This is a genomic window from Chromohalobacter sp. 48-RD10 (assembly GCF_029889785.1).
Taxonomy (GTDB): domain Bacteria; phylum Pseudomonadota; class Gammaproteobacteria; order Pseudomonadales; family Halomonadaceae; genus Chromohalobacter.
The window spans coordinates 1-6,607 of the sequence record NZ_JARANX010000044.1 but is presented as its reverse complement, the minus strand read 5'-3'; the positions used below and the strand labels follow the sequence as shown (position 1 = coordinate 6,607).

Genomic DNA, 6,607 nt, shown 5'->3' with positions numbered 1-6,607 from the left:
TGCGGCCTTACGTTCTTCGGAGTACCTTGGCATGGAAGCTCTCATACCACCCTCTCTGAGTGGGATTCAGGCGAAATCGCCATCTGGACAACTAGGCTGGCAGAGAGGGATAATGCCACCCAACCAACCGTGTGATTCGTCTGCTTCCAGCCGGCCCGTGGCACCCACCTACTACTTTCCATCTACCTATCCACCCCTGGTTCAAGTCTTATCCGGTTGTTATGTGCGCCACGACAAATAGCGACCATGTCGACATTACGAAAAGCGCAACAGAGTACCAGACGTCGCATACCGGGGAAATTGATAAAACCACACATCATACGAACAGCCTCACAGGGATCTATCTCCCAAGGTCCAGACACAACGACGCCCGGTCCCTCATAGGGCCGGGCGCCTTACTAGTACTTTGCCGTCCCGATCGGCACAGAGAGTCGCGTCACCTCTGCCGACATCTTGGGCAGCAGACCAGTCAGAAGAGCTTTTTCAGCATCTGGGCAACCAATTCCTGTTGGCTGTGGCTCGTGCTATCCACGGTTATCTCTGCGCTTGAAGGGGCTTCATAAGGACTGTTAATCCCCGTGAAGTCCTGGATTTTGCCTTGGCGGGCCTTTTCGTAGAGCCCCTTGGGATCCCGCTGTTCGCAGATATCCAGCGGCGTATCGACATGCACCTCGATGAAGTCGCCTTCGTCGAACAGCTCACGGGCAGTATCGCGGTCGGAGCGGAACGGTGAAATGAAGGCGGTAATCACGATGATGCCGGCATCGGCAAACAGCTTGGCGATTTCCCCCACCCGGCGGATGTTCTCGGTGCGGTCGGCTTCGCTCATGGCGAGGTCTTTGCACAGCCCGTGGCGAATGTTGTCACCGTCCAGCAGCATGGTGTGGTAGCCACGCCGGTTGAGTTCGACTTCCAACGCGTTCGCCAGGGTTGATTTCCCCGAGCCGGAAAGTCCGGTGAACCAGATGCACTTGCCGGCGTGCCCCTTGATGTGCGCGCGCATCTCGGGCGTCACGCTGGAGCGGTTCCACACCACCTCGGCCTTGCTGTCGTGCGTGCGGTATTCGTAGGGCGGCTCGCTTTCCAGATGTCGATGCACCATGCCCGCGCCCACGGTAACGTTGGTCAGCCGGTCGATGACGATGAAGCTGCCGGTGCCGGGGCTCACCCGGTAGTCATCCACCGGCAGCGTGCCGGCGACTTCGACACGGCAGCGGCCGATGGCGTTGAGATTCAGCGTCTCGGCGGCGTGATGCTCGAGCGTGTTGACGTCGGTCTGGTAGTCGATCCGGCTGATCTTGCCCGCCAGGTCCCGCGTGGCGAGCTTGAGGTCATACAACCGGCCGGGCTCCAGCGCGGTGTCGTGCATCCACACGATGTCCGCCTCGAAGGCATCGGCCAGCGGCACCTCGGCGTCCTCCGCGACCAGCCAGTCGCCCCGCGAGATGTCGATTTCGTCGTCGAGCGTGACGGTGATCGCCTGCCCCGGATAGGCCACCTCGAGGTCGCCGTCGAAGGTGACGATGCGCGACACCGTGGAGGACTTACCGGAGGGCAGCACCTTGACGCGCTGGCCGGGCCGCAGGATACCGGCCTCAAGCGTACCGCAGTAGCCGCGGAAGTCGAGGTGCGGGCGGTTGACGTACTGCACCGGCAGACGCAGATCCGTCAGGTTTCGGTCGTGGGTGACCTCAACGGTCTCCAGCAGATTGAGCAGCGCCGGCCCCTCGTACCAGCTCATGGCCTCGCTCTTGTTGACGACGTTGTCGCCTTCCAGCGCGGACAGCGGCACGAAGTGGATGTCCGGCGCGTTGAGCTTGGCGGCGAATTCGCGGTATTCGGCGACGATCTCGTCGAAACGCGCCTGGGAATAGCCGACCAGGTCCATCTTGTTGACCGCGATCACCAGGTGCTGGATGCCCAGCAAATCGGCGATGAAGCTGTGCCGCCGGGTCTGGGTCTGCACGCCGTGACGGGCATCGATCAGGATCACCGCGAGGCTGGCCGTGGACGCACCGGTGGCCATGTTGCGGGTGTACTGCTCGTGCCCGGGTGTGTCGGCGATGATGAACTTGCGCTTGTCGGTAGAGAAGTACCGATAGGCTACATCGATGGTGATGCCCTGCTCGCGCTCGGACTGCAGGCCATCGACGAGCAGCGCCAGGTCGACCTGGTCGCCGGTGGTGCCGCTGGTCTTGGAGGCCTGGGTGATCGCCGCCAGCTGATCCTCGTAGATCATCTTGGAGTCGTGCAGCAGGCGCCCGATCAGGGTCGATTTGCCATCGTCGACGCTCCCGCAGGTAATGAAGCGCAGCAGGTCCTTGTTCTCGTGCTCTTTCAGATACGCTTCGATGTTTTCCGAGATCATCGGTGAGGCGTGTGACATGGTTCATTCCCCATTTGTGGAGAGCACGCGCGCTACGAGCCACGAGCTTCGGGCTACGAGCAGGCTTGTGCTCTCTTCATGTTCGCTGACTGGTTTCGAGATTGGTGTGCCAGAAGCTTAAGCCGGGCACGAGCACTACGAGCAGGCCGTGCCATATTCATGTTCAGTTATGACAGCCGGGGGCTGTTGGATAGGGATTTAAGCAAGGAACCAAGCATTCGCGACAGCGCCATCGCTTCACTACGCCACTGTTGACCTATCTCGTCAGGAATGTAGCCAACTTCAATGCCTATCAAAGCTTGCGTCGCGAACTCCCCACAAGAGCCTTTGGCGATAGAAACGAAACGGAACTTCTCGCGTTCGGTAAAGCGCTCGAAACCTTCGGCAATATTGCTAGGAATGGACAGTGCGGAGCGCGTAATTTGGTCTTTAAAGCCAAAATCTCGGAGGCTACGGAGTTCCCGATAAACATCGACACTCAGGCGTTTGCTACGCTGCCAAACTTCCATTTGCTCATGCCGCATGTAAGTTCCTTGTTAGCTTTTTAGCCCGTAGCCCGTAGCTCGTTGCCCGCAGCCCGTAGCCCGTAGCCCGTAGCCCGTAGCCCGTAGCTCAAAAATACCCCTCCCGCTTCTTGCGCTCCATGGACCCCGCCTGGTCTTTGTCGATGGCGCGGCCGGAGCGCTCGCTGGTCTTGGTCAGCAGCATTTCCTGGATGATCTCGGGCAGCGTGGCGGCGTTGGATTCCACGGCGCCGGTGAGCGGGTAGCAGCCCAGGGTGCGGAAGCGGACCCATTTCTCTTCGGGGACTTCGCCTTCTTCGAGCGGCAGGCGCTCGTCATCGACCATGACCTGCATGCCATCACGCTCGACCACCGGGCGCGGGGCGGCGTAGTACAGCGGGACGATGGGAATCGACTCAAGGTAGATGTACTGCCAGATATCCAGCTCGGTCCAGTTGGAGAGCGGGAAGACGCGAATCGACTCGCCCTTCTGCACCTTGCCGTTGTAGATGTTCCACAGCTCCGGGCGCTGGTTCTTGGGGTCCCAGCGGTGGTGCTTGTCACGGAAGGAGTAGACGCGTTCCTTGGCGCGCGAGGCTTCCTCGTCGCGGCGCGCGCCGCCGAAGGCGGCATCGAAGCCGTGCTTGTCCAGCGCCTGCTTGAGCGACTGGGTCTTCATCACGTCGGTATACTTGGCGCTGCCGTGATCGAAGGGATTGATGCCGGCGGCCCGGCCTTCCTCGTTGATGTGCTCGATCAACTCCATCCCGACCTCCGCGGCCATGCGGTCGCGAAACTCGATCATTTCCTTGAATTTCCAGGTGGTGTTGACGTGCATCAGCGGGAACGGCGGCGTGCCGGGATAGAACGCCTTGCGGGCCAGATGCAGCATCACCGACGAATCCTTGCCAATGGAATATAGCATCACCGGGTTGGCGAATTCGGCAGCCACCTCGCGGATGATATGGATCGACTCCGCCTCAAGCTGCTTGAGGTGGGTCTGTCGCTCAGGAGTGATTTCTGTCATAGCAGTCCCTTGAAAATGAGGCTTCGGGTTTCGGGTTTCGGGTTTCGGGTTTCGGGTTTCGGGTTTCGGGTTTCGAGCTTCGAGCTTCGAGCTTCGAGCTTCGAGCTTCGAGCTTCGAGCTTCGAGCTTCGAGCTTCGAGCTTCGAGCTTCGGCAGTATGCAACCTCGACGCTTCAGGTTTGCAACGCCCTGCCCGCTGCTCGTAGCCCGTGGCTCGTATCTAAAACCCCCACACCAGCGGTATGAGCCCAATGGCGATAACACCGACCAATAGGCTCATGGGTGCGCCTAGGCGCAGGTAATCTACGAAACGGTAACCGCCGGGGCCGAGAACCATGAGGTTGGTCTGGTAGCCCAGCGGGGTCATGAAGCTGGCCGAAGCAGCGAACATGATGCCGATGGCGAAGGGCATGATACTCACGCCCAGTTGCTCGGCCACGGCGGCGGCCACCGGGAACATCAACACGGCGGCGGCGTTATTGGTGATCAGCTCGGTGAAGATCACTGTTAGGGTGTAGACCATGGCCAGAGCCATCCAGGGCGAGAGCCCGTCCGTCAGGAGTAGCCATTGCGCGATCTGGCTCGCGGCGCCGGTCTTGTCCATGGCGCTGCCCAGCGCGAACGAGGCGGCGATGACGATGAGCACCGAAAGCTCCAGATAGCGCCGTGCCTTGCTCGCCGTGACGCAGCGCGTGAGCAGCATGGCGCCGCCGGCCAGAAACGCCGCCTCGAGAATGCTCAACAGCCCCGTGGCGCTCACCAGCACCATGGCGCCGAGAATACCCAACGCCCAGGGCGCCTTGCGAAAATCCGGCGGCGTGGAGTCGTTGAGCGCGCTGACGAGCAGGAAATCCTTGCGGTACTGGTATTGCGAGACGAATTCCTGGGCGGTTTCCATCAATAGCGTATCGCCCACCTGGAGGCGGATATCCCCCAGCTTGCCGGGCAACCGGCGGCCATGGCGGGAGATGGAGAGAATCACCGCCTGATAGCGCGAGCGAAAGCGCGATTCACGCACCGTCTGCTCGATCCCGGTGAAATCCGGGCCGATTACGGCCTCGACCAGGCAACGCCGGTGGTGAGCGATATCTAGCTTGCGCACGTCACCGTTGGCCGGGCGCAGGCCGTGGACCCGGCGCAGCTCACGGGCGCATTCGGGCGCACCGACGAAGACGAGAATGTCATCGGCCTGCAGTTTGGTCTCCGGCGGCACGGCAGTCATCAGCGCGCCGTCGCGCTCGATGTCTGCCAGGTAGCCATGCGCCAGGCTCCGCAAGCCGGCATCGGCAATGCTCTTGCCTTCCAGGGGGCCTTGCGGAATCACGCGGACTTCCACGGCGTATTCCCGCGCCTGTTCGAGCTGTTCCAGCGCCCCCTGGCGGTTGGGCAACAGGCGGTCCGCCATCAGGTAAAGAAAGCCCCCGGCGATGACCACCAGCGGCACGCCCACCCAGGCCAGCTCGAACATGTGCAGCGAGATGCCCCGCTCGCTTTGCAGCAGGCCATCCACCACGAGATTGGTGCTGGTGCCGATCAGCGTACAAGTGCCCCCGAGTATCGAGGCGTAGCTGAGCGGCAGCAGCAATTTGGAGGTCGGCAACCGCAAGCGGGCCGCCCATTCCTGAATGGCGGGGATGAACATGGCCACCACGGTGGTGTTGTTCATGAAGGCGCTCAGCCCCGAGGCGGGGAGCAATACGCGTAACTGCGCCTGACGCAAACGCCGGGGCTGGCCGAGCAGGCGATGGGCCAGCCACTGAATGGCGCCGGTTTCCTTCAACCCCGCCGCAACCACGTAGAGCGTGGCGATGGTCATCACGCCGGGGTTGGCGAACCCCGCCAACGCTTCGCTGGGCGTGAGAATACCGCTAACCACCAGAAACGCCAGCGCCCCCATCAGTACGACATCGGGGGCTATACGGGTAATGACAAGTGTCGCTAGTACTGAAAGCACAATGGCTAACGTTAAGAATGCCGACCACTCCATCAGTAACCAGTTTCCTTATGGGTTACCGAAGGTCCCCCCACCTCAGGCATGATGCCTAAACCACGCAAAACATTGTGATGATAAGCAGTATCCAAACACCTAGCTAATGGGAACGCTGCCTCAAAGGCATCAACCAAGGTCAGCGGGGTGTCCTTCATTGACAGCAGGTAATTGGCGCGCTCATATGAGTTTTGCGTGGCGATATTCTTCCGACAGCCCATGGCATCAATCGTCACCAGGTACCTTGCAGATTCAGTAGCTAGCAGATAGGGAGTCACCGTAATTTCGTTGGGTTTCTCTGCTACCTTGACCTGCCTCAGCACCATTAACTCGATCATCTCGAACCATTTCCGGTAAATACCGTCTTGATCGTCTTGAACAGAACCAGCAAGTCGAGCCATAGCGAGAAATTCTTAATGTAGTAGAAATCGTACTGAAGCTTGGTGGCCATGCCATCGATCTCTGCGGCATAGCCCTGCTCAACTTGAGCCCAGCCGGAAATACCCGGCCTAACGACATGGCGATAGCGAAAGAAAGGCACGTCACGTTCATACCATTCCGATAGCTGCATAGACTCCGGCCGAGGACCGATAAAGGGTTCTTCGTCACATCATGTGGATTTGGCCTGATCCAGCAGGCGGCCCACGGGGCTGCCAATCAGGTAGATCATCGCGATGAAGTTGGCCTCGTTCCGGTAGCCGCGC

The 6,607-nt window shown here is 60.3% G+C and carries 6 protein-coding genes; all 6 read right to left on the bottom strand.

The genetic code is table 11. The annotated features are described in order from the left end of the window. Positions 1–469 precede the first annotated feature (469 nt). The gene (cysN, locus tag OP496_RS16320; RefSeq protein WP_280564847.1) at positions 470–2,386 is read right to left on the bottom strand and encodes a sulfate adenylyltransferase subunit CysN; all 1,917 of its coding nucleotides are present in this window, start codon (positions 2,384–2,386) and stop codon (positions 470–472) included. A 167-nt stretch (positions 2,387–2,553) separates the two neighbouring features. Continuing rightward, positions 2,554–2,910, bottom strand: coding sequence for a four helix bundle protein (locus OP496_RS16315; RefSeq protein WP_280564846.1), 357 nt, complete (start codon positions 2,908–2,910; stop codon positions 2,554–2,556). A gap of 88 nt (positions 2,911–2,998) precedes the next feature. Continuing rightward, positions 2,999–3,916 (bottom strand): sulfate adenylyltransferase subunit CysD, encoded by a 918-nt coding sequence (cysD, locus tag OP496_RS16310; protein WP_280564845.1) that lies wholly within the window; start codon positions 3,914–3,916, stop codon positions 2,999–3,001. A gap of 220 nt (positions 3,917–4,136) precedes the next feature. Continuing rightward, a complete protein-coding gene (locus OP496_RS16305) occupies positions 4,137–5,903 on the bottom strand; it encodes an SLC13 family permease (protein ID WP_280564844.1) in 1,767 nt (588 codons plus the stop codon). After that, positions 5,903–6,241: a hypothetical protein gene (locus tag OP496_RS16300; RefSeq protein WP_280564843.1), complete on the bottom strand. Its 339-nt coding sequence runs from the start codon at positions 6,239–6,241 to the stop codon at positions 5,903–5,905. The genes OP496_RS16305 and OP496_RS16300 overlap by 1 nt, the downstream gene beginning before the upstream one ends. After that, positions 6,238–6,495: a sugar transferase gene (locus OP496_RS16295; protein WP_280564848.1), complete on the bottom strand. Its 258-nt coding sequence runs from the start codon at positions 6,493–6,495 to the stop codon at positions 6,238–6,240. Before OP496_RS16295 ends, OP496_RS16300 begins: the two co-directional genes overlap by 4 nt. Between the last annotated feature and the right edge of the window lie 112 nt (positions 6,496–6,607).